The organism is Marinomonas communis (assembly GCF_004363305.1).
GTDB classification, from domain to species: Bacteria; Pseudomonadota; Gammaproteobacteria; order Pseudomonadales; family Marinomonadaceae; genus Marinomonas; species Marinomonas communis.
Window position 1 is genome coordinate 253,931 of record NZ_SNZA01000001.1, and the last position, 19,481, is coordinate 273,411.

At 46.1% G+C, this 19,481-nt stretch carries 16 protein-coding genes and 1 pseudogene; 11 read left to right on the forward strand and 6 right to left on the reverse strand.

Going from position 1 to position 19,481, the window contains the following annotated elements:
• Nucleotides 1-30 precede the first annotated feature (30 nt).
• Entirely contained in the window at nucleotides 31-1,137 is a 1,107-nt protein-coding gene (locus tag C8D85_RS01250; protein ID WP_133559546.1) for an alpha/beta hydrolase, read from the forward strand.
• 56 nt (nucleotides 1,138-1,193) lie between these two features.
• Nucleotides 1,194-2,396, forward strand: coding sequence for an MFS transporter (locus tag C8D85_RS01255; RefSeq protein WP_133559547.1), 1,203 nt, complete (start codon nucleotides 1,194-1,196; stop codon nucleotides 2,394-2,396).
• A 98-nt stretch (nucleotides 2,397-2,494) separates the two neighbouring features.
• Here the strand turns inward: C8D85_RS01255 and C8D85_RS01260 are convergent, their stop codons facing one another.
• The 5 genes from C8D85_RS01260 to C8D85_RS01280 form a co-directional block, all read right to left on the reverse strand.
• A complete protein-coding gene (locus C8D85_RS01260) occupies nucleotides 2,495-3,277 on the reverse strand; it encodes a heme ABC transporter ATP-binding protein (RefSeq protein WP_133559548.1) in 783 nt (260 codons plus the stop codon).
• Nucleotides 3,277-4,317 (reverse strand): FecCD family ABC transporter permease, encoded by a 1,041-nt coding sequence (locus C8D85_RS01265; protein WP_133559549.1) that lies wholly within the window; start codon nucleotides 4,315-4,317, stop codon nucleotides 3,277-3,279. Before C8D85_RS01265 ends, C8D85_RS01260 begins: the two co-directional genes overlap by 1 nt.
• Entirely contained in the window at nucleotides 4,314-5,150 is an 837-nt protein-coding gene (locus C8D85_RS01270; protein ID WP_133559550.1) for a heme/hemin ABC transporter substrate-binding protein, read from the reverse strand. Before C8D85_RS01270 ends, C8D85_RS01265 begins: the two co-directional genes overlap by 4 nt.
• Nucleotides 5,140-6,207, reverse strand: coding sequence for a hemin-degrading factor (locus C8D85_RS01275; RefSeq protein ID WP_133559551.1), 1,068 nt, complete (start codon nucleotides 6,205-6,207; stop codon nucleotides 5,140-5,142). Before C8D85_RS01275 ends, C8D85_RS01270 begins: the two co-directional genes overlap by 11 nt.
• A 61-nt stretch (nucleotides 6,208-6,268) precedes the next feature.
• On the reverse strand, nucleotides 6,269-8,392 hold the full coding sequence (locus C8D85_RS01280) for a TonB-dependent hemoglobin/transferrin/lactoferrin family receptor (protein ID WP_133559552.1): 2,124 nt from the start codon (nucleotides 8,390-8,392) through the stop codon (nucleotides 6,269-6,271).
• Between the two features lie 404 nt (nucleotides 8,393-8,796).
• Between C8D85_RS01280 and C8D85_RS01285 the strand changes: the two genes are divergently transcribed.
• The 7 genes from C8D85_RS01285 to C8D85_RS01315 all read left to right on the forward strand — a co-directional run bounded on the left by C8D85_RS01285 (nucleotide 8,797) and on the right by C8D85_RS01315 (nucleotide 17,134).
• The gene (locus C8D85_RS01285) at nucleotides 8,797-9,765 is read left to right on the forward strand and encodes a LysR family transcriptional regulator (protein WP_133559553.1); all 969 of its coding nucleotides are present in this window, start codon (nucleotides 8,797-8,799) and stop codon (nucleotides 9,763-9,765) included.
• A gap of 193 nt (nucleotides 9,766-9,958) precedes the next feature.
• The gene (locus C8D85_RS01290; protein ID WP_133559554.1) at nucleotides 9,959-10,861 is read left to right on the forward strand and encodes a dihydrodipicolinate synthase family protein; all 903 of its coding nucleotides are present in this window, start codon (nucleotides 9,959-9,961) and stop codon (nucleotides 10,859-10,861) included.
• A 51-nt stretch (nucleotides 10,862-10,912) separates the two neighbouring features.
• Nucleotides 10,913-12,415 carry an aldehyde dehydrogenase gene (locus C8D85_RS01295; protein ID WP_133559555.1) on the forward strand — a complete coding sequence of 501 codons (1,503 nt, stop codon included), beginning with the start codon at nucleotides 10,913-10,915 and terminating at the stop codon, nucleotides 12,413-12,415.
• A 105-nt stretch (nucleotides 12,416-12,520) separates the two neighbouring features.
• Complete coding sequence (locus C8D85_RS01300) at nucleotides 12,521-13,876, forward strand: NAD(P)/FAD-dependent oxidoreductase (RefSeq protein WP_133559556.1); 1,356 nt, start codon at nucleotides 12,521-12,523, stop codon at nucleotides 13,874-13,876.
• Nucleotides 13,877-14,211: 335 nt separating this feature from the next.
• The gene (gene dctP / locus C8D85_RS01305) at nucleotides 14,212-15,249 is read left to right on the forward strand and encodes a TRAP transporter substrate-binding protein DctP (protein ID WP_244936870.1); all 1,038 of its coding nucleotides are present in this window, start codon (nucleotides 14,212-14,214) and stop codon (nucleotides 15,247-15,249) included.
• A gap of 70 nt (nucleotides 15,250-15,319) precedes the next feature.
• Entirely contained in the window at nucleotides 15,320-15,823 is a 504-nt protein-coding gene (locus tag C8D85_RS01310; protein ID WP_133559557.1) for a TRAP transporter small permease, read from the forward strand.
• 18 nt (nucleotides 15,824-15,841) lie between these two features.
• Nucleotides 15,842-17,134 carry a TRAP transporter large permease gene (locus tag C8D85_RS01315; protein WP_133559558.1) on the forward strand — a complete coding sequence of 431 codons (1,293 nt, stop codon included), beginning with the start codon at nucleotides 15,842-15,844 and terminating at the stop codon, nucleotides 17,132-17,134.
• Between the two features lie 132 nt (nucleotides 17,135-17,266).
• Here C8D85_RS01315 and C8D85_RS01320 read toward each other — a convergent pair.
• A pseudogene (locus C8D85_RS01320) lies at nucleotides 17,267-17,766 on the reverse strand (GAF domain-containing protein).
• A gap of 173 nt (nucleotides 17,767-17,939) precedes the next feature.
• Here C8D85_RS01320 and C8D85_RS01325 point away from each other — a divergent pair.
• Complete coding sequence (locus tag C8D85_RS01325) at nucleotides 17,940-18,539, forward strand: short chain dehydrogenase (RefSeq protein ID WP_133559559.1); 600 nt, start codon at nucleotides 17,940-17,942, stop codon at nucleotides 18,537-18,539.
• A gap of 42 nt (nucleotides 18,540-18,581) precedes the next feature.
• Nucleotides 18,582-19,481 (forward strand): LysR family transcriptional regulator, encoded by a 900-nt coding sequence (locus tag C8D85_RS01330; RefSeq protein ID WP_133559560.1) that lies wholly within the window; start codon nucleotides 18,582-18,584, stop codon nucleotides 19,479-19,481.

The window sequence follows — 19,481 nt, forward strand, 5'->3', positions numbered from 1 at the left end:
TCAATCAAAAATGATTAAGGGGACACGCAAATGACTTCACAAAAAACTAACCAGGAATCAACTAATGACGTTCCAGCTCGACGTACTTTTTTAAAACAATCCGGTGCGTGTGCTGCGGCGTTAGGCGCGTTAACCGTGACGGGAGGGGCTTATGCAGCGGCTAATTGCGCACCAACATTGGCACTTGCAACAGAGTGGGATAAGACATTCGAGAAAAGTGACAAAGTTGATCATCAGAAAGTAACGTTTAAAAACCGATATGGGATCACGCTAGCGGCAGACCTGTATCACCCCAAAAATGTTACAGGTAAGATCGCAGCACTTGTGATAAGCGGTCCATTTGGCGCGGTAAAAGAGCAGTCGTCGGGGCTCTATGCGCAAACCATGGCTGAACGAGGATTTATTACACTTGCTTTTGATCCATCCTACACAGGGGAAAGTGGTGGAGAACATCGTGATGTTGCCTCTCCAGACATCAACACAGAAGACTTCAGTGCAGCGGTAGACTTTATTGGTATGCTTCCTAGTGTTGATCGTGAGCGCATCGGCGTCATTGGTATTTGTGGTTGGGGCGGCATGGCATTGAACGCTGTCGCGGCCGATAAGCGCGTCAAAGCAGTCGTTGCTAGCACCATGTATGACATGACTCGCGTTATGTCAAAAGGCTACAACGATAGCATGACGTCAGAACAACGTACTCAAGTTCTGGAGCAATTAAGCCAACAACGCTGGAAAGATGCAGAGAATGGTAAGCCCGCATACCAACCAGCCTACAACAGTGGGCTTAAAGGTGATGAGCCACAGTTCATGGTGGATTACCACGATTACTACATGACACCACGCGGTTATCATAAACGTGCTGTCAATTCAGGTAACGCTTGGACTATAACGAATAATATTTCGTTCATGAACATGCCAATTCTGACTTATATCAAAGAGATTTCTCCACGTCCTGTGTTGTTCATTCACGGTGAGAACGCTCACTCACGCTACTTCTCCGAAACCGCTTATGCCGCAGCGGCACAACCTAAGGAACTTATGATTATCAAAGGGGCTAACCATGTCGATTTGTATGATCGTATCGATAAAATTCCATTCGACCGTATCACGGCGTTTTTTGGCGAGCATCTTAAGTAAGTCATAACTGAATGCTCCTAAAGGTAGATAAATCATTAATAAGGGATTGATATTGTATGACCGCTCAAATAGATGGAACGCTTTCTAATCATCATGATGGCTCTTTCCAATCTGCAAATTGGAGTGGTGTATTCGCCATGTCATTGTGCGTTTTTGCATTGATTGCATCGGAGTTTATGCCAGTAAGTTTGCTGACTCCGATAGCGTCGGACCTCAATGTTAGTGAAGGTATGGTCGGGCAAGGGATTGCCATTTCCGGTGTTTTTGCCGTGTTAACCAGTTTGTCAATTGCGTGGCTGGCCGGTGATATGAACCGCAAGACACTACTGCTGACATTGACAGCATTGATGGCTGCCTCTGGCGCAATTGTGGCATTAGCGCCGAATTATTTAACTTATATGGTGGGGCGTGCGCTTCTAGGTGTCGTGATTGGCGGCTTTTGGTCTATGTCTGCAGCCACTGCCATGCGGCTAGTCCCAACAGATCAGGTGCCGCGGGCATTGGCAATATTTAACGGAGGCAACGCTATTGCGACGGTGATAGCCGCACCATTAGGCAGTTTCTTAGGATCTGTTATGGGCTGGCAAGGGGCCTTCTTTTGTATTGTGCCTGTGGCTGTTGTGGCCTTGATTTGGCAATGGATTAGCTTACCCAGCATGAAGCCTGCTCAGCGCAGTCGCGAATCAGGCAATGTATTTACGTTATTTAAGAGTCGACTTGTAGTCTTGGGCATGGCTGCCTGTGGCGCATTTTTTATGGGTCAATTCGCCTTGTTTACCTATGTTCGGCCATTTCTGGAGACAGTGACTTTGGTAAATGTCTCCAGTCTTTCGCTGATTTTGTTGGTGATTGGTGTGGCTGGCTTTGTTGGGACAGTGATTATCGGTTCAGTGCTTCGACAGGGCTTATACCTAACGCTGATGACCATTCCAATACTGATGGCAGTTATCGCCTTGGTGTTGATTCCTTTTGGCGCTTGGCTTGCTGCCGTAACCGTGCTTTTGGGTTTATGGGGCCTGCTGGCGACAGCTGCTCCGGTAGGTTGGTGGAGTTGGGTTGCCAAAGCGATGCCGCAAAACGCTGAGGCCGGTGGTGGTTTGATGGTTGCTGTGATCCAACTGGCCATTGCTCTTGGTTCGACCATAGGTGGTTTGTTGTTCGACTTAGGCAGCTATCGAAGTACCTTCATGTTTAGCGCAATTGTATTACTGATAGCAGCCTTACTTGCGTACCTAACGTCACGCAGGAGTGCTTTATGATCATTACCTATATTGTTTCTAACTCTGCAGGTCACATTGTTTAAAGCAAAAAAGCGGTAGGCCTTGTGGCTTTACCGCTTAGTTAGTTGCTTTTTGGATTAGTGCCTAAATTGCCATTGTGGCAAAGGCTTCTCCGAATGGTCAATCTGTATCAGATCTGCTTTGTATGTGTTTTCAACCACAGAAGTATGGTGCATCTTGCTAGGAGTGGCGTAGTAAACGGTTTCCCCCCGCTCGATGATGAGCAATGTATCTGCATAGAGTGTTGCCAAGTTCAAATCGTGCAACACACAGAAGATACTCATGCCTCTCTCTGTCATCGTTTTTAACAGCCGCATAACGATTTGCTGTTGTTGTAGATCTAGAGCAGAAATCGGTTCATCTAGGAAGAGTAGTTTGCCTGTCAAATCTTGCTCGCCATGAGCGAGTAATTGCACGAGTACTCGAGCAAGTTGAACACGCTGCTGTTCACCACCAGAAAGGCTGTTAAAGACACGGTCTGAGAAATGCGCCATGCCAACCATATTCAAGACATCAGTAATCGCCTTGTCTTGCTCTTTGATGGTCAGCGACCATGGGCTCAGTCCTAAACTCACCACTTCGTGCACACGCAAAGCAAATGGTATGGATAACTGTTGAGTTAACACCGCCCTAGACTGAGCAAGTTCATTTAAAGGCCACTGTTCCAAAGTCGTGTTATTTAAATGGATACTTCCTTGTGATGGCTTGAGTGTTCCCGCACAACATTTAAGTAACGTCGATTTACCCGCTCCATTAGGGCCAAGTACCACAAGTAATTCACCAGCCAATAGGTCAAAGGTTATGTCACTTAGCAGCGTGTCACGCTGATGTTGATAAGACAGTTGAGTTACTTTTAGCATTACTGTCCTCCCTTGATATTACGCATTAGTAGCCAGAGGAAAAATGGTCCACCAAGTAAGCTAGTCACCAAGCCAACGGGCAATTCTGCAGGGATGACCAGAATTCTAGCAACAGTGTCTGCACTGGTTAGCAGGGCTGCTCCAAGAATGGCGGAGCAGGGTACCACGAGGCGGTTATCAGAGCCGAACATCATGCGTACCAAGTGCGGAACCATCAGGCCGATAAACCCTATTAAGCCAGAGAAAGCCACGGCAACGCCCACTAGCAATGCAACAACAAGCACTATTTGCCCTTTAAAACGCTCAACATCTAAGCCTAAATAACGGGCCTCTTCTTCACCTAATAGTAGCAAGTTAAGCTGTTGAGATTTAATCACCAAAAAGATCAGCATTGGGCTGAGTAACGATGCAAGTGTAAACACATGTTCCCAGCGGGCTCCGCCAAGATTGCCCATGGCCCAGAAGGTTAGGGCGCGTAATTGCTCATCACTGCTGATGTAGGTGAGTAAACCTGTAGCAGAGCCAGCAATCGCATTGATGGCAATCCCCGCCAACAATAGATGCAAGACCGATACTTTTCCTTGGTTCTTGGATAAGCGAAAAATGACGCTACAGGTAATTGTCGCTCCGATAAAAGCCGCAAAGCTTGAGGTATATGGTTTCAGCCACTCTACCTGTTGCAGAAACTGCCAGTGTTCTCCAAAAACGATCAGAAGTCCTACCGCCACCGAAGCACCGGCTGCAATACCCAGCAAGCCTGGGTCGGCCAATGGGTTGCGAAATAGTGCTTGCATCAACGCACCTGACACAGCCAGTGTCGTACCTACTAGCATTGCCATGAGCAGCCTAGGTAAACGCACGTCCATAATGATGTCTTGATCTAATGAATAGCCAGTTGTTTGCAACACGCTAAACCACGAGATCTGATAAGCACCTTGAGTTAATGCCCATACGCTGATCCCTCCTAATAAAATAAAGAGATACAAGTATGGGCTAATCGATTGGCGTACCTTAGTCAGTGATTGGACAAGTTCGCTCATGGTGTCCAATCACCCATTTGCTGATAAATAGCTTCAATAGCTTGTGGGGTTCTAGGTCCGAAGCCAAGAGCGAGTAGGGTATCAAGTTCGATTAAGCGCTTTGCTTGCGCCGCTGGCGTGCTTTTAATGCCAGGTATACGCCAAATAGTATCCGCTTTCGAACCATGACTACCATGTGACGTTACGACAATGGCATCAGGCTGAGCTTGCATCAGGGCTTCGGGCGTGAGGTTTTTATATCCTTGAACGTCACCTGCGGCATTAATCGCTCCTGCAAGGTTAAATAGACCGTCTGGCCCAGTATCCCGACCAGCAATCATCGGTGATCCACCCATTTGCATAATAAACAATAGCCTTGGCGCTTTAGTCCAATTCTGGGGGCGTTCTAATTTATCAAACGCGGCCTCGACATCTGCCACTGCATTTTGTCCTTTTGCTGGAACCTGTAGGGCATCAGCAACGGTTTGAATAGCATCGAGGATGCCTTGTTTAGTCCGCGGTGTATCAATAACCTTGCTCTGAATACCGGTATCTTCCAGCTGACGCAGTACAGATTGCGGTCCAGCGGTGGTCGTCAGTAATAGCATGTCAGGACGAACACTTAATACGCCTTCTGCTGAAAGGGTTCTCTGATAACCCACCTTTGGCGTTTGATTGGCCGCTTCTGGATAGACGCTACTAGTATCAGTAGCGACTAATTGATCAGATTCCCCTAGCAAGTAGACAATTTCGGTGACTGTGCCACCGATACTGACGACACGTTCAGCCCAAGCTGTAGAAGAAACAAAACTGGTACTTGCGATAACAAGTGCTAAGAGCGCTTTACAAGACATGGCTAGGCTCCTCTTTTTCAACAGATTCAGCAAGCTCTTGCCAAGTAGGGAGTTCCACTTCACCTGGCTTACGTTTACCAAACAAAGTGATCACTGAATCGCCGTATTGGTTAAAGGCTTCGATAGACGTGATGATGCCGTCTTTACTTGGGCGACGGATGATCCACGTTTCAGTGATGAGGTCCGGTCTGAGGTGAAGGTTAAATTCAGGGTCCAAGATATTGAACCAAGGCCCATAAGGCATCAGTTTTTCGATGGTGCCGCTGAATATTTGGATACAGCCTGGGTTGCCAACAAATATCATGATCGGACATTGTTGTTGCTGGGCCCGCTCTAGGGCATCAACGACAGCATTAGGGTTCAGTTTCTGCGCCCAATTTGGACCAATATTTCGTAGCGCCTGCGTGCGGCTCAGCTGATGCTTCTTCAACATTCCGTGATATTCATGCACGTCTTTCAAGTCCGCCCAGTCGCGGTCGAATTGTTGGGCATCAAAGTTTTCTGGTGTGCTCTGAGCTGGGCTGATTTTCTGACGGCTTGGCTCGAATTCAATGTTTTTAGGAGCGTCGTCACGAAATTGCTGTGTGATTCGCTGCCACTCGTTCTCATCCGAGGCGTCTGTTTTATAAACTTTGTGTACAGCAATGCCATATTGATCGAAAAACTGCAGGCTTTCTCGCCCGTTTTCAATCACATGAAAACCACTGCGCCATTGGCTTAAAAATAGTCTTAGGTCTAAATCCTCTGATAAGACCAGCCCCATTTTGCCTTCACCATAAATGCTTAGTTTTCGATAGATTCCATGATGCTCGTGAACGGCTTCATCGTTACGAGTGATGGTCATGATCTCACCGATCTTTACTAACTCGGTCAGCAGTTCAGTGAATGGGAATTGTAATTGCCATACTTGATTTCCTTGGCGGCATGCTACCAGCTGTCCTTCGCTGACGTTTAACGCAGCGGCAAGCTCACGTGCGCGGCGTTTAGGTTGTTCTTGTATTTCAGCCTGAAAACGTTGAAATAGCGTTGGTTCAGGCATAACGTCAGAAACTGTCATAAGTTAACTCTCAGCTACAAAAAAATAGGCAGTGTTGATGAACACTGCCTTGTGGGTGGCGTTAGAATGAAACCGTTACATCAACACCGACATTTCGGCCTGCACGAGTGTATCGAGCTAGATTGACGCTGTTATTGGAAAGACTGCGAATGTCATTCCATACCCAGTACTCTTCATCGAACGCGTTAAATACACCGGCATTGATCGTTACGTAGTCGGTTGGTTTGTAGTACGCAGTTAGATCAACCAGCGTATGGGACGGAGTGGCTAGCCAGCTGTCTGACTCTGCAAGGTCGCTGGCGCTTTTACTAGCTACCCAAGTTAGGTTTAGTTTTGAGCCCCATTGTTCACTCGGTGCGTCATAGCCAAGACCTGTGACCAATGTAAGAGGTGAGATGCTGTTCAGCGCCTCGTTGCTGTTTTTGTCTTCACCATCAGCATATGCAATGGCTCCAGCAATACTCCATCCTTCACCAATTACTTGATCTAAAGACCATGCGCCTTTGGCTTCAACCCCTTTGATGACAACATCGTTTAGGTTAATCGTTGTGTATTCGCCGTAAGGGTTTTCTGCTGTTGCGCCGAGGCGGTAATTGCTTTCAATGAAGTTATTGTAATCATTGTAGAAGGCGACCACTTCAGCGAAACCGCGGTTGGTTTCATAGCGCACGCCCGCTTCAGCGAACAAACTTTCTTCAGGCTCTAGATCAGGGTTTGGCACAATTGCGTAGCCTCGACCACTGCTGTAGTAGTAATACAGCTCGTCTAGTTTAGGTGCACGGAACCCTGAACCTACTTTACCAAACACAGACGTTGTCTCTGTGATGGTAAATTCGCTAGCAAGTTGAGCCGTGAAGGCTTCGTTGTTGCTATCGTCATAGGCAGAAACGTACTCATCACCTGATGTGCTATAGCGGTAGCTGTCAAAGCGAATAGCTGGGGTCAATAGCCAGCGATCGTTGACTTGCCAAGCATCTTCAAGATAAATACCTGCGATATCCGCATCGGCAAGAGGAGAGAAACGAGAGTTACTGTACAAGGTATCTTGGTTGTAGTTCTCTAACGATTTCTGCTCAGCATTTATGCCGTATCTCAATTGATGTTGGCCTAGCTGCTTGTTGGCATCGGCCTTGAAGGCAATGGCTTCTTCTTCATAGAATCGTTCAATATTTCGCACCGGTGTGCTGGCAATATTAGTACGGTTCGTGGTCTTAGTATTTTGATAATCTAACTGCCATGCTGCACTATCAAATGCAGGCGTTTTGCGCTGATATTCTTGGAAAATACCAATTCTCTGGCGAGTCTGGTCATCATCAGCATCACGAAGTTGACTGTTTGTGCTTTCCGAATAGAGATCCGACGTCATCTCACTTTCATAGTGTTCAGCGATGAGGCCAATCTTATTGTGCTCGGATAGGTGGTATATGCCTTTCAGTAATAGGTTGTCTGAACCATTATCTTGAGGGTCAACTGACTGACGATCGCTTCCCATCGTAACGTCACCGTTGCTATCTCCGTAATAGTTTTCCGTTTCTTCACCATCTCTGTGCGTATAAACAACTAATGACTCAAGTTTGCCTTGGCGATTGGCCACAGTAACGGTTTCACTCAACTCATTTGATGCACTCTTGTAGCCTAGCTTTACGCTGCCGAAAGTATCATTCCCTTCTGGATTAAGGTAAGAGGCTGGCGATTTAGTTTGGTAGCGAACACTGCCACCAAACGCACCGCTACCGGCAACGACATTACCGCCTTTCTCAATGGTGATTTTCTCTAGGGAATCTACGTCCAGTGCATTACGACCCGTACGTAAATACGTTGAAGTCGGGCCATAAGCATCGGCTTGATCCATGCCATCAACGCTTAATTTAACTCGGTTTTCATCTAGACCACGGATCGTAATGCCACTGATACCGAAACGAGCATCTTGAGTCGTGCTGACACCAGGCTCATAGCGCACAGCATCATCTAAATCACGGACTAGATTCGTCTCAAGTTCTGCATTCGTTACCGTACTAGTGCTACTACCAACGGTTGAGTTGTTATCCAAAGCCTCAGATTCAACGGTAATGCTCTCTAAAGCGACGGATGTTTGGTGAGTTTCAGCCCATGCTGAAGAGTGTCCAGCCAGTAAAACAGCGCTGGCAATGACGGATAGGGGGAAGCGATTTTTGATTTGTCTCATATACCTTTCTCTAATTCACGTGTTGCACGTTTGCACAAAGGAGACAGAGTTATACAACAAATAATTGAGAATGGGAATGGTTATCATAAACATTTAATCCTTGTGTTATACGATATGTCTATTACTTCAAGTTATTGTTTCTGCGATGCAAATGTTGTTTGTGACAGTTTGTTGGCACTGGTTACTATCAATAAGTTGGAAAGAAGAGAGGGAAAGTTTGGTGACAGTGATGTTTGCTGCTACATAGATTGAGTTAGAGACGCATACCAAAAAGTTATCTAAACTAGGTGAGGAATTAGAGGAGCTGACTCATCGTTTTAATCTGTCTTAAAGCAGTAGCCGCCGATCATTAGGGAAGATTGCGCGAGGCGGTTGATATAGATAATGACCAAAAAGAGTACACCATGGCAAAGCCAATTGAGCCGGATCAAATCTTGCTAAAAATGCCATCGCTAAGGGCGGTGAAGTCCTTTGTGGCGGCAGCAAAATATCTCAACTTTACGCGTGCGGCAGAGTCGCTTTGTGTGACTCAAGCGGCGATAAGTCGTCAAATTAGAGAATTGGAGGTGGCTTTAGAGGTGCCTCTTTTCAAACGTACTGGGCGTGCTGTGGAGCTGACCGAGGCTGGGCAAATATTTTATGATGCGGCCTACTTATCCTTTGTAAACATTGCTCAAGCGGCTCAGAGAATTCAAACCTCTGCGAAGAAGAAAAAAGAGCTAAGCATTTGTTGTACGCCGGCTTTCTCATCATTTTGGCTAACTAGCCGCTTGCCTGATTTTGTGCAGCAATATCCGGATATAGACATCAATGTGATCTCCACCAGCAGTATGTTGAATACAGAGCCTGGGGTGTATCCAGATATTTTTATTAGCAAGCTGAGTGATCCGCGAGAGGGCTATCATTCAGAAGAGTTGTTTCATGATCTTATTTACCCAGTATGTTCGCCATTCTATTTAGAAGAGCACCCTGAGTTAGATGAGTTTGTGAATTTGGATGGCGTGACACTTTTGAACCTAACTCCTTATGGGCGCTCACAAGTAGCGGAGCATGTGGATTGGGATGTTTGGTTAAATAGCCTGAGCTTAGGATCAGAAGCCATTGGCGAGGCACATTATTTCAATACGAACGATTACAACATGCTGATCCAGTTGGCAGTGTCGAATCAAGGTGTCTGTCTCGGTTGGCATCACTTAGTCGCACCATTAATCGAACAGGGTGCGCTGGTGAAGGTAGGTGAAAAAGAAATGGTGTATCGGGAAAAGCGACACTATTTGTCTTACGCCGAACGTAATGAAGGGAATGAAGCGTTACAGTCCTTTAGGAAATGGTTTTTGGAAGATTTGAAAAATAATTTATCAAATTTATTTTAAGGTTTTAAGCGGCTCATCAGGCCGCTTTTTTTTGTCTCGCTGTCTATCGATTTACCTTTTATCCATAACTTAATGTCATCAATAGATTGGAAAAATGGTTGATTGTGACAGTTTGAATACGCTGGGTAATATCAATTTAGGTTAGGTGGCTTGTTCACCCTCATCACAGCGTATTTGATAGAAGGCAATTAGAATGAAATTTGAAGGGATCTACACTCCTGTTATAACCCCTTTCTTTGAAGACGGCTCGATCAATTATGATGCGTTTTCACAACACGTAGCGTACCTAAAAGAGTCTGGTGTGCACGGTCTAATGATCGGTGGCACTACAGGTGAGTATTATGTTGAAACCCTAGAAGAGCGCTTAGAGCTGCTATCCACTGCGCGTAAAGCTGTGGGTTCTGATTTAACGATCATTTTCGGGACTGGCTCTGTTAATCCAAACGATTCCATTTGGTTGTCTGAGCGTGCCAAAGGCGCAGGCGCTGACTGCATTCTATTAGCCACACCTCCTTACTCTCTGCCAACTCAGAAAGAATTGGCAACCCTTGCCCTTGAGATTGATCGCGTCGCGGACCTACCAGTCATGCTTTACAACTACCCAGATCGTATGGGTGTGAACATGGAAGCAGAATTCTTTGAGCTAGTGAAAGGTGCAACCAACATCTGTGGCATCAAAGAAAGTTCAGGCGATATCAACCGTCTACACATGCTAATGAACGAATTCCCTCACATCCAAGTCACTTGTGGTATGGACGACCAAGCACTTGAGTTCTTCGCTTGGGGTGCAAAAGGTTGGGTGTGTGCAGGCTCTAACTTCCTGCCAAAAGAGCACGTAGCGCTTTACCAAGCTTGTGTTGTTGAAAACGACTTTAACAAAGGCCGCAAAATCATGGCAGCGATGATGCCGCTGATGAGTGTTCTTGAGCAGGGCGGCAAGTTTATTCAGAGCGTTAAGCACGGTGTTACCTTTGATGGACGCGATGCGGGCATCGTTCGTTCACCACTGATGGGCCTAGACGAAGCTGAGAAAAATGAACTAGAGCAAGTGATTGTTGCGCTGCAGAAAAACATTGCAAGCATCGTTGCCGAGTAATCACGCATCTAATTGATACGACCTTGTCATCATAAGAAATAGGAAAGGAACATGTCAGAATTTTTAACCACTTCAGAATACAAAGACATTGCTAAATCGTTGGTGCTGCCAACTACTAGCTTTATCAATGGTGAAGCATACCGTGCTATGAGCGGTGAGTCGTTTACATCAACGAACCCTGCAACAGGTGAAGTGCTAGCTGAAATTACGGCCTGCCAAGCAGACGACGTAGATTACGCTGTGTCATGCGCTAAAGGAGCATTCGATAGCGGTGTTTGGAGTGAACTTCACCCAAATGAGCGTAAAGCGACGCTATTGGCTTTGTGTGACCTAGTTGAAAAGCACCAACACGAACTTGCTGTGATGGAGAGCCTAGATTCAGGTAAACCTATCTGTGACTGTGAATCCATTGATATCCCAGAGTTCGTTCATACGGTTCGTTGGCACGCTGAGTTGATGGATAAAATCTACGATCAGACGGCTCCAGTAGGCTCGGATGCTATGTCGATGATCGTGCGTGAACCTGTTGGTGTTGTGGGTGCGGTTCTGCCATGGAACTTTCCTCTACTTATGTTGGCTTGGAAAATCGCTCCTGCCTTGGCAGCCGGTTGTTCAATGGTGATCAAGCCTGCGAAACAGACGTCTTTGACTGCGATCCGTATTGCTGAGTTAGCCGCTGAGGCAGGCCTACCAAAAGGTGTACTGAACATCATCACAGGTGGCGGAGCAGCAGTGGGCGAAGCCATTGGTCGTCATATGGACGTTGATATGGTGACGTTTACAGGCTCTACGGTCACTGGTCGTCGTTTCCTACAGTACTCATCTGACTCTAACCTGAAGAAAGTGGTACTTGAGCTAGGTGGCAAAAACCCATGTGTTGTTCTAGACGATGCAGAAGATCTAGATTACGTCGCTCAACAAGTATGTGCTGCGGCGTTCTGGAACATGGGTGAAAACTGTTCAGCAGGTTCTCGCTTGATTGTTCATGAAGCGATTCAAGACAAGTTGCTTGAACTGGTTAAAAAGTACTCTTCTCAATGGCAGCTGGGTGATCCACTGGATCCACAAAACAATTTGGGTGCGATGATCGATACTGGTCACTTCAATAAAGTTTGCGAATACCTAGAGCTTGGTAAGCAAGAAGGCTATGAAGTTGTGATCGGTGGTAATGCCCGCGATGGTCGCTTTATTGAGCCTACTATTTTCGCAGGCGTGAAAAACAGTGACCGCATGGCGCAAGAAGAAATCTTCGGCCCAATCCTTTCAGTTATTACGGTGTCTAGCTTCGAAGAAGCGATGGAAATAGCAAACGATACGGAATACGGCTTAGCCGCCTCTGTTTTCACTGCGAACTCAAAGCGCGCTATCAAGGCGGCACGTGCGATCAAAGCGGGAACTGTCACGGTGAACTGCTTTGGAGAAGGGGACATCACAACACCATTCGGCGGCTACAAGCTGTCAGGCTTTGGTGGTCGTGATAACTCTATCCACGCACACGATCAATACACAGAGCTAAAAACTATCTGGGTAGATCTATCTGATCATTCAGCATAGTGCATTAGACGCAGTGCATTGCTATAGGCATTACATAGGGTAATGCCTAACCGATTCTGGCCGCATTTCTGTGCGGCCTATGGCTTGTTGTAATGTGGTAATCATATGGTCAAAACAATAAAGACAAAACGCCTTCCTAAAGACCCTGGGCCAGCGGGTTGGAACGAAATTTATCGTGATAAGTCGTCCTTTCCAGCGTTAGATAAAGATATCGAAGTGGATTGGGTTATCGTGGGAGGTGGTTTTGCAGGGCTTGGTGCAGCAAAGCGTTTGCTACAACTTTTAGGTAGCAAAGAACGTATTGCAGTGGTTGAAGCCCGAGGGATCGCCCAAGGCCCAGCAGGGCGAAACAGTGGCTTTATGCTGGATCTTCCACACGAATTAAACTCTGATACCTATGCTGGCTCTAAAGAGCAGGACTTGCGTCAGATTCGTTTAAATCGAGAAGCCATTAACCTGGCCGAAAGTATTGCCACCCAATACGGTATGGATAAGGCCCTGTTTAGTCGCTCAGGGAAAATCACCGCGTCAGCCACCCAGCGGGGTTATCGAAGTATTGAAACTTACGCCAAACACCTGACGGCTCTAAATGAGCCATTTGAACTGTTGGGTGCTTCAGAGCTAAAAGATCTACTTGGCATTGATTTCTATACTCAAGGGCTGCGAACGGATAAAACGGCGATGATACAACCAGCAGGGTATGTTCACTCCGCTTATCAAGGGTTGGTGTCTGAAGGTGTTCAGGTGTACGAATGTTCTCCAGTTCAAGAAATGCTATTGGGCGACAGTGTTCATACATTGAAATGCGCGAACGGCAACATTAGAGCTAAGAATGTGATCATGGCAGTTAACGGCCACATCCAATCTTTTGGCTTTTTCAAACAGTCGTTATTGCACATATTTACCTACTCATCCATGACTCGGGCTCTAAAGCCTCATGAATTGAAAGCTCTAGGTGGTATTGATAATTGGGGCGTTCTGCCAGCAGACCCCATGGGTAGTACCATACGTAAGATTTCTGATCATGCCGGATCAGGTCATCGCGTGATTGTGCGCAACCATGCGACCTTGAATCAAAGCATGGAGGCGTCAGATGGCAACCTTAAAGACGCTGCAAGGTTGCAAGATAGGTCTTTTGTAAGGCGTTTTCCAATGCTCGATGGTGTGGAAATGGAGTATCGCTGGGGAGGGCGCTTGTGCCTAACCTATAACTCAGTACCCGCATTTGGAGAAATCGAAAAGCGGGTTTGGTCGGCCTGTTGTCAAAATGGTTTAGGAACCGTCAAGGGGATGCTGTCGGGGATGATGGCGGTTGAACAAGCGGTGCTTGGTCAATCCGAATTGCTATCGGAGTTCTTAAAGCATCAGCAGCCTAAGCGACTTCCTCCTGAGCCTTTTTTGTCTGTGGGGGCGAATGCCACCTTAAGATGGAAAGAATGGTTGTCAGGAATTGAGCTCTAGTACGTCTCTTTTTTAAGAGCGTTAGCAATGTCTACAGTCTCATGTCCATGAGGCTGCATTCATGCGTTTCAGTAATGTTTCCTCCAGTGCTTACACGACCCTTTTGTGTAAGCCATCTTTAGCCGCCTCTATGTTAGAGGCGGCTTTTTTCGTTATGGGTTACGTTGTTATTTCTGGTTGGCGCAATAAACGATGACTTTAGGTTATGGTTTGATGAGTGAATATATTATTGGACGGTTCCTGAGCGCAAAACTTATTCTGTAAATCCCAGAATAAGTTTAACAAGTAAGTCGTAAAGCACTGTTTTATGGCTAAAAATAAAGGAACTGGATGATATGAATAATGTTTTCAATACAGGTTTGAAATACACGAAATTGATCGCGATGACCACCACGCTGGCGGTAGCTGGAATGGGTTCAGCATTGGCGAGCGATGATAATCACAAATTCAATTTGGCTCTAGAATCAGGCGATCGCGATTCTGCATCAGGTAAATCGATGCAAATGTGGGCAGATTTAATTCGTGAAAAATCGGATGGCCGTATGAAGGTCAATATCTTCTATCAAGGTGAGCTAGGTGGTCAGCAAGAGCTATTCGACCAGCTAGTAAAAGGCAACATCGATATGATGTTGACGTGGCCGCAAACGTCTTACGACGAGCGTTTAGGTGTGAACTACATTCCATACCTGACTCTTGGTTGGGATGACGCTCTGAAAGCGTATGGCGAAGGTGGTTGGTTGAAAGAAATCTTCGGTCCTCTATACAAAGATATCGGCCTTAAATACTTCGGTCCATACCCAGAAGGTTTTGGTGGTGTAGCAACCAAAGGCAAATACGCGACGAGCTACGATCAAGCCGTTGAACAAGGCTTGAAAGTGCGTTCAGCGCCAGTTTTCCCACTGCCACAAACTGTTCAAGCGATGGGCTTCCAAGCTGTTCCTATCGATTGGAACGAAGTGTACACCTCTATTCAAACAGGCGTAGTGGATGGCGATTCTAGTAACGTTATTTACTGGGATTACGAATACTTCCGTGATCAACTTGACTACTACGTTCACACTAAACACAACTTCTCTTCTTACGCGCTACTAATGAACGACGACACATGGGAAGAGTTGGATGCATTTGATCAAGCAATTATCGAAGACGCAGCACAACAAGTGATTAACAAGCAGTTTGTTGATGCCAAGATCGAAGATGAGAAATGGATCAAAAAAGCACAAGAAGCCGGTATGCAATACATCGAGCCAAGTGCTGAAGACATGCAAGTTTGGGTGAAGAAAGTACGTGAAGAAGTCTGGCCGATTGCTGAAGAATCGCTAGGCAAAGAAATCATGGATGAAATCCGCGCGAACGCTTCTGTTCCAAAATAAGATTGCCACTCTCTATGCGTGGGGCAGGTAACTGCTACCTGTCCTTCGCTCGCTGTATTCGAGGTTTTTTATGTTCTCTCTCAACAGCCTTATCGGCTTAATCGATAAGATATTGACGATGATCGTCATCCCCGTTGTTGTGGTCCTAAGTATAGCCATTGCCTCTATGCTGGCTTGGGGGATTTTTAGTCGTTCTTTATTAAACGCACCCGTCTTCGGTCTAGAAGAATTGGTTCTGATCTCTGCAATGTGGCTGTACATGCTAGGCGCAGTGTTAGCTGCGAAGGATCGTTCTCACTTAACCGCTGATTTTGTATCGGTCATTTTTAAAAACGAAAAGCTGATCGCTGGCTTTGCGATTCTAGCGACGACTATTTCTATAGTCATGGCGCTGTATTTCGTTTCCTGGAGTTATGAGCTTATGGCTTGGTCACTAAAGAAAGCTCAGATAACGCCTGTTTTCAAACTGCCATGGTACATCTCTCAAAGCAGTTTGTTTGTAGGAAGCCTAGCGCTGGTTTTCTACTTAATTCGAGATTTTATTAAAGATTGCCAGAAATTTATTAACGTTTAGTGACGGTTGGGGAATATTATGGGCGCGTTATTAGCCATAGGGGCAGTAATTGTATTGATGATGGTCGGTGTGCCAGTTGTCTATTCATTTGCCGCCATGACATTAGTGTTATCGATCGTTTACGACGTCGATGTATCTTCTTTAATGACCACAGGGTTTTGGTCGGTTAACTCGATCATCCTGCTGGCTTTGCCACTGTTTGTGATGACAGGCTACCTGATGCAAGCAGGGGGCATGGCAAGTCGATTGGTTCATTTCGTTGAATCGTTAGTGGGTAAATCTCGTACTGGTATGGGCTCATCAATGGTTATGGCCTGTGGTGTGTTTGGTGCGATTTCAGGCACAGCTTCTGCAGCGGTGGCATCAATCGGTACGATTATGATTGGTCCCATGGAAAAGCATGGCTACAAGCGAGAATATACCAGTGCGCTATTGGGTATTTCATCTCTATTAGGGCTGTTAATCCCACCCAGTTTGACAATGATTTTATATGCTGTGGTGACTCGTCAATCGGTGGCGGCGTGTTTCTTGGCGACGATCGGTCCCGGTATCCTGTTGATCATCATGTTGTGTCTTTTGAACTGGATCAAGATGCGTAATGCGCCAGGTGAAGTGGTCAAAATGACCTTTAAAGAGCGCACAGACCTTATCAGCAAAAACTTTTGGAAGGCGATGCCTGCCCTGATGTTACCAGTGATTATCTTAGGTGGCATTTACGGTGGCGTATTTACACCGACTGAAGCAGCAGCGATTGCCGTGGTGTACGCAATCCCTGTCGGTCTGTTTGTGTACCGTGAATTAAGCTTTAAAGATCTAGCGCGTTGCCTTGTCAGTGCTGCAGCAACAACGGGCGTGATCATGGTGATCCTTGTGTTCTCATTTGTTTCGAGCCGTATTTTTACGTTTGAACGTGTGCCACAAGAGCTAACCGAACTGTTGATGGAAACGTTCCAAAACAAGATTCTTATTTTGCTTGTGGTAAACATCTTTCTGATTCTGCTTGGCATGATTATGGATGATGTCAGTGTTGTGGCAATCATCAGTCCACTGCTACTGCCAGTGATGGTTAATATCGGTGTGGACCCAATTCAGTTTGCAGCGATCGTGGGTACCAGTGTGGTTATTGGCTGTAATAGCCCGCCGATGGCCCCGATTCTCTTTATGACCTGTCGAATAGGTAAAGTGGGTATGAGTCAGGTTATGAAACCAGCGCTGTTCTTTATGTTCTTTGCCGCATTACCTGTCATGCTGGTGACAACATACTGGCCGCCATTGGCGCTGTACCTACCAAAACTGTTCGGTTACTTGTAACTCGGTGGGTTTTATTTAGATCTGTTTACACACTCTCTACGTAGATGATTTGTAGGGTTCTTGACCCTTTCAATACATCACCCTTTTGGGAAGCATGCATTGGTCATCCAATCATGCTTCTTTTTTTATCTCTTAAACTTTCCAGTTCCAGTCACTTGCCTCAACAAAGCTTGCGACAAGTGTCTCGATGCCTTGTTGATCATCTTGAGTGAAACGATGGGTCACGGGGCTATCTATATCAAACACGGCTTTTAATTCGCCATTGACGATCACTGGAATCACCAATTCCGAATTAGACGCCGCATCACATGCAATGTGGTCAGGAACCGCATGTACATCGTCGACACGCTGTGTTGTTAGGCTTCGAGCCGCAGCACCACAAACACGCGTTGAAACGGGATACGCGTGCAGGCCACTTTGCCAACATAAGGACCTAGCACTAGCTCCTCTTGACGAGCAAAATAGAATCCCGCCCAGTTTAGTTCAGGCAGTGATTGCATGATAAAAGCGGAAAATTGTGCGGCATTACAAATCAGGTCTGTTTCACCCGTTAGCAAGGCTTGCAGTTGTTGGTTTAGATCTTGGTACAACTCTGCTTTTGGCAGGTTGTTATCGACTTCAATGTTGAACATGGAATGGGTAACTCCAACTGTCTATAGAAATTTTTCAGCAGACTAACGTAATTCTAAAGAAAACGATAGATTGTTCATAAATTTGAACAGACTGTTATCTATTGGGCTATTATTATGTTCAATGAATTCTCCTATGATGAGCTTACTTTAAAACAGAAAGCTTGGAGAAACAGATGAAAATATTAGTCGTAGGTGCACACGGCACGATTGGTTCTGGTGTTATCAATGAATTAGCAGATCGCCATGAAATGATTACCGCTGGGCGTACCAGTGGTGATGTGACCGTGGACTTAACCGATGTAGACTCCATCCGCGCGATGTATCAGAAGGTGGGTAAGGTAGATGCCGTCATTGCGTGTACAGGGCATTCTAAGTGGGCACTTGTCACAGACATGACCGCTGAAGATTACCAGTTTGGCTTAGAAGATAAGCTAATGGGTCAAGTTAATCTCGTACTGGAAGGCATTGATTATCTCAATGATGGTGGTTCGTTTACCTTAACATCTGGGGTAACAGACCATGTTCCTGTGCCAATGGGATCGTCTGCATCCATGGTGGCGTGTGCATTAAGTGGATTTGTTATGTCTGCTGCGACGGAATTGCCTCGTGGTATTCGCCTTAACTTGGTGAGCCCTGGGGTGATTGAAGAGGCGATGGACAAATACGGCGCGTTCTTTCGTGGGCATCAGCCTGTGCCCGCAAGTCGTGCCGCGTTAGGCTATGCCATGAGTGTGGAAAGCAAGCAAACTGGTCAAACATTCAGAATTGTCTGAGTATTCTGCTGATGTGACCAATCCTGAAGAATAGGAAACAGTATGCAGGAAGTGGTTCAAGAAATGATTACCTTTGCGGTGGTCAATCGAGAGGGCAGCCTAACGGCTGCCGCTCACGCATTAGGTAAATCAAAAGGTTATGTCAGCACACACATTGCACGTCTAGAGTCTTTTATGGAGACCAAACTGCTGTTTCGTTCTACCCGTAAGATCGCACTAACCAAAGCGGGCGCATTGTTGTTACCCCATTGCGAAGCCTTGGTTGAACGTTTGGATCTTGCGAAACACACCATGAGTGAGAGTCATGAGCAAATGTCAGGGGAGATTCGTCTCACCATTCCCATGTCTTTTGGGCATTTTGCCATTCAAACCTGGATTTCAGAGTTTAAGCAGCTTTATCCAAACGTGATGTTGTCGGTTAGCTTATCCAATACCCCATTTGACCTCGAAAACAGTGACTTTGATTTGGCTATTCGTGCGGCAAACGATGTTTCTAATCTGGATTATGTTGCAGTGCATTTAGCGAGTTTTCACTATGCACTGTATGCATCTAAGCAGTTTTTAATGGAGAAAGGGGAGCCGAAAAACATCGGTGAACTTGCTCACTATGATGCGGTGTTACACAGTGAAGTAGACGCGACAAAGACATGGCAGTTGACTTCATCTGAGCAAACGATTGTGATTGAGCCGAAGGTAAGCTGCTCGTTCAACAGTGCGGAAGCATGTATGCAAGCAGCGCAAATGGGCTTAGGGATCGCACGATTACCTGAGTACCTTGCCGCGGAGACTGACTTAATAAAAGTATTAAGCCACTACCAGTCTTCACCTATAGCGGTCCAACTGATTTATCCTTATCAGGGACAGCAACCAAGACGAGTTCGCGCCTTGATTGATTTCTTAAAAGCAAAACGGGAATTGGGAGAGCTACTCGCTCACTGTTAA

Bases quoted from the DNA above. Each gene is read 5' to 3' on its own strand.
- C8D85_RS01325 (WP_133559559.1), top strand. From the start codon at position 17,940: ATGAAAATATTAGTCGTAGGTGCACACGGCACGATTGGTTCTGGTGTT.
- C8D85_RS01280 (WP_133559552.1), bottom strand. From the start codon at position 8,392: ATGAGACAAATCAAAAATCGCTTCCCCCTATCCGTCATTGCCAGCGCT.
- C8D85_RS01290 (WP_133559554.1), top strand. From the start codon at position 9,959: ATGAAATTTGAAGGGATCTACACTCCTGTTATAACCCCTTTCTTTGAA.
- C8D85_RS01260 (WP_133559548.1), bottom strand. From the start codon at position 3,277: ATGCTAAAAGTAACTCAACTGTCTTATCAACATCAGCGTGACACGCTG.
- C8D85_RS01265 (WP_133559549.1), bottom strand. From the start codon at position 4,317: ATGAGCGAACTTGTCCAATCACTGACTAAGGTACGCCAATCGATTAGC.
- C8D85_RS01250 (WP_133559546.1), top strand. From the start codon at position 31: ATGACTTCACAAAAAACTAACCAGGAATCAACTAATGACGTTCCAGCT.
- C8D85_RS01295 (WP_133559555.1), top strand. From the start codon at position 10,913: ATGTCAGAATTTTTAACCACTTCAGAATACAAAGACATTGCTAAATCG.
- C8D85_RS01270 (WP_133559550.1), bottom strand. From the start codon at position 5,150: ATGTCTTGTAAAGCGCTCTTAGCACTTGTTATCGCAAGTACCAGTTTT.
- dctP (WP_244936870.1), top strand. From the start codon at position 14,212: ATGAATAATGTTTTCAATACAGGTTTGAAATACACGAAATTGATCGCG.
- C8D85_RS01310 (WP_133559557.1), top strand. From the start codon at position 15,320: ATGTTCTCTCTCAACAGCCTTATCGGCTTAATCGATAAGATATTGACG.
- C8D85_RS01315 (WP_133559558.1), top strand. From the start codon at position 15,842: ATGGGCGCGTTATTAGCCATAGGGGCAGTAATTGTATTGATGATGGTC.
- C8D85_RS01300 (WP_133559556.1), top strand. From the start codon at position 12,521: ATGGTCAAAACAATAAAGACAAAACGCCTTCCTAAAGACCCTGGGCCA.
- C8D85_RS01255 (WP_133559547.1), top strand. From the start codon at position 1,194: ATGACCGCTCAAATAGATGGAACGCTTTCTAATCATCATGATGGCTCT.
- C8D85_RS01285 (WP_133559553.1), top strand. From the start codon at position 8,797: ATGGCAAAGCCAATTGAGCCGGATCAAATCTTGCTAAAAATGCCATCG.
- C8D85_RS01330 (WP_133559560.1), top strand. From the start codon at position 18,582: ATGCAGGAAGTGGTTCAAGAAATGATTACCTTTGCGGTGGTCAATCGA.
- C8D85_RS01275 (WP_133559551.1), bottom strand. From the start codon at position 6,207: ATGACAGTTTCTGACGTTATGCCTGAACCAACGCTATTTCAACGTTTT.